The sequence below is a fragment of the Thermogutta sp. genome, from assembly GCF_014359955.1.
In the GTDB taxonomy this organism is placed as follows: domain Bacteria; phylum Planctomycetota; class Planctomycetia; order Pirellulales; family Thermoguttaceae; genus Thermogutta.
In genome coordinates, this window is sequence record NZ_JACIYL010000518.1 from 1 (window position 1) to 3,212 (window position 3,212).

The 3,212-nt window shown below is 58.8% G+C and carries 3 protein-coding genes; all 3 read right to left on the minus strand.

Annotated features, from left to right (window positions below):
• Positions 1–364 precede the first annotated feature (364 nt).
• Positions 365–1,480 carry a chemotaxis response regulator protein-glutamate methylesterase gene (locus H5U08_RS13815; protein WP_297034197.1) on the minus strand — a complete coding sequence of 372 codons (1,116 nt, stop codon included), beginning with the start codon at positions 1,478–1,480 and terminating at the stop codon, positions 365–367.
• Positions 1,481–1,686: 206 nt separating this feature from the next.
• Positions 1,687–2,955 (minus strand): glutamyl-tRNA reductase, encoded by a 1,269-nt coding sequence (hemA, locus tag H5U08_RS13820; RefSeq protein ID WP_297034199.1) that lies wholly within the window; start codon positions 2,953–2,955, stop codon positions 1,687–1,689.
• Between the two features lie 42 nt (positions 2,956–2,997).
• Positions 2,998–3,212 (minus strand): hypothetical protein (locus H5U08_RS13825; protein ID WP_297034202.1); only part of this gene is annotated, 215 nt, incomplete at its 5' end.

Sequence of the window (3,212 nt, forward strand, 5' to 3'; positions counted from 1 at the left end):
CAGCCAAAGCACGGCCGTCGAGAATACCCCGTAGTTTGTCTCGACCAGGAAACCTCCTGAGACATCCCCACTTTTCCGCTGCGAAGAGGAACGCGAACGTTCACACGGGCTTTTGTGGGAGCAGAAGTTAGCCCGGAGGAAACGGCTTGTTGAGTTCACATTCCAACGTCTCAACGATCCACTTCGTCGGCCATGCCGCAACTGCTGGGTTCAGTTGCTGAGTCAACGGCAGGGGCCATTCATGAATTGCCCCTACCACTCCTTCAATTCCTCCATAAAGTGGGGATGGTTCAGAGAAGCCGTGGGTTGACACGTGACTGACGGTGAGAGGCTGCCCACGGCGAAGCGTTCCACTTGCGCCCTGTCAACGAACTCCCGCGGTTCGCGCGAGGAAATGCTCCTCGACGTACTGCATGATGAGCCGGGCACCGTCGGGGAGGGAAAACTGTCGGTCCACATTGCCCTCCACAAAGGCCACTTTGTTCATCCCGTAAACGTCGGAAGTGGCCTCATCCTGGCCTAGCACATATCCGCCCGCTCTCCGGATGGCACGACAGCCGTTGGCACCATCCCGACCCATTCCCGTCATAATCACCCCCAGCACCCGCTTGCGGTAGACTTCCGCCACGCTGTTCATCATGACGTCCACCGATGGTTTATGTCCGCTGACGGGCTCACCGTCGAAGACGCGAATCCGCACGGCAGGCGGGCGTCCGGACACAGCCATGTGATACCCCCCCGGCGCGATATAGGCATGGTTCGGTCGGACCACCTCGCCGGACTCCGCCTCTTTGACCGTCAGTGCACTGACGGAATTGAGCCGCCAGGCGAAAGGCTTGGTGAACTGCGGCGGCATGTGCTGCACCACAAGAATGGGAGGCATGGGCGGCCTGAGCTCTCGAAACAGGGCCGTCAACGCCGGCGGTCCACCCGTCGAAATCCCAATGGCCACACACGCATCGCGGAGTTGCGGGCAGTCGCTATCGTCTTTGGCGGCAGGAAGTTTTGCGGCTGACGGCACAATGGCCGTCGCTTGCAACCGTTGTCGGCGGAGCCTGATGATTCTGGCGACGTCACAGGCGGCAGCAAACCGCACCTTGCGAACCAGTTCGATTCCGAAAGACTTCCCAGCCGCAGAAGCACTGCTCGGTTTGGTGACGTAATCGACAGCCCCCCGTTCCAGTGCGTCCAAAGTGATGGCGGCCCCCGCCTGCGTCAACGAGCTGACCATGATCACCGCGACCGGACGCCTGGAGACAAGGGCATCCAGCACACTCAAACCATCCATGCCGGGCATCTGAATGTCCAGCGTGATGACGTCCGGCTGAAGTTCCTCCGCCGACCGCAGCCCACTGCGCCCGTCGGGTGCTGTTCCCACCACCTCGATATCAGGCGCAGATGAGAGCACATCGCTGATCAACTGTCGCATGACCAGCGAGTCATCCACCACGAGAACTCTGATACGACGTTTATTCAGCATTGCTCCGTATCCTGCTGTCGTTTGTCCCGTCGCCGGCAATCTGTCCGATCGTGTCACGAGTCCTAATTGGGCCGCGGTCCCGCTCACGCGGTACCAGGCCACCGTCAAAAATATGGCATTTTCCACGGCGGAGCGCAGGCAGGATTGATCGGCAAAGGTGTTAAACGCGTTACAAGCAGAACGGCAAAAGTTACTGGCAACGCCGATTATGCCAGTCGGAATAGTTTTCGGAGTGCGTCGAGAAGCTCGTGCGGGGAACTGGCGTGCGAATGCTCGTGAATGGAGGCCAAAGGCGGGTGCAACAACTTGGCCACAAGTCGGTCGAAACTTTTTTCGATATCGGCCTTCAATTGAGGATCAAGGTTGGGATACTTTTGCCAAAGGCGACGCAATTCCTCTTCTTTCACGGCATCCCATTCTGCCCGCAACTGCTGAATGACCGGCGTGGCCGCCCGCCGATACAGCGTGCTCAGCAGTGCGGAAACCTCTTGATCGATGATAGCGTAAGCGTGCGGAATCTCGCGGTCCCGGGCTTCCCGATTTCTCTGACACACCTCCTGCAGGTCATCCAGACAGTAAAGATAGACGCCCGGAATATCGCCCACACTCGGTTCAAAATCTCGTGGCAGAGCCAGATCTAAGACAAACAGGGGGCGTTCCGGCCGGGTGGCAATCACGGGAGCCAGAGACTCCCGTTTCACGATAGGTTGCGAAGACCCCGTAGTACTGACGACCACATCCGCCTCCCGCAGCGTGTTCCATAATTCATCCCAGGGACGGGCCTCCCCTTCCCATCGAGCGGCCAGTTCCTGCGCCCGTTCGAAATGTCGGTTGATGACGATGATTCGCCGGGCCCCTTCCTCGCGCAGGTAGCGAAGGGTTTCCTCGGCCATTTCCCCCGCCCCGATCACGAGAGTCAGTTTGTCCTCGAAATGCTCAAAAATTGCCCGGGCGAATTCGGCCACCGCGATGCTGGGAATACTCACGCGACGCTGCTGGATGGAAGTTTCCGAGGCCACCCGCCGTGCCGCCTTGAGGGCGTACTGAAAAGTCTGGTGGAAAATGGCCCCCACCATTTCGTGATCCACGGCCATTTGATACGCCTGCTTGACCTGGTTCAGAATTTGCGGTTCCCCAAGCACCATGCTGTCCAGGCCGGCGGCGACGCGAAAGAGATGCCGCACCGCATCTTCCAGATCGTAGCTGTAGAAATACCGCTCCCATTCCTCCTGCTTTTGTCCGCGGGAACCGAGAATAAAATCGATCGTTTCACCAACGGGTGGTAGAGGATACGTGTCGCTGGCCAGATAAAGCTCCACGCGATTGCACGTGGACAGCAACACGGCTTCGGTGGGCCCCATTTGCTCTCGCCATGCCCGCAAAACAGCGGGCACCTCCTGGAGTCCGAAAGCCAGTTTCTCCCGGATCTCCAGGGGTGTCGTGCGATGACTGCATCCAACGACCCGAATATGCATGATGATCTCAAAAGCTGACGAATTTGATCTCAGAGTAAACGTTTATTCAGGTGATTGTCCTTCGCCGTCGCTGGTCTGATGCGGTTGTTCCTTTCCTCGTACGGCGGCATGCTTTGGACCACCTGGGATTGCCTGCAGCGCGGTCCCCCGGGGACGTCCGTGCTGCGTCATCCCCATAGCGGTCAGGATGAGCACCACCAGCATGAAGAGGAAGCTCACGACGGTCAAAAACACCACCCGACGTCCCTCGCGCAGCG

Excerpts from the sequence above, each read along its gene's own strand:
- H5U08_RS13815 (WP_297034197.1), bottom strand. The coding sequence starts at position 1,480 with ATGCTGAATAAACGTCGTATCAGAGTTCTCGTGGTGGATGACTCGCTG.
- hemA (WP_297034199.1), bottom strand. The coding sequence starts at position 2,955 with ATGCATATTCGGGTCGTTGGATGCAGTCATCGCACGACACCCCTGGAG.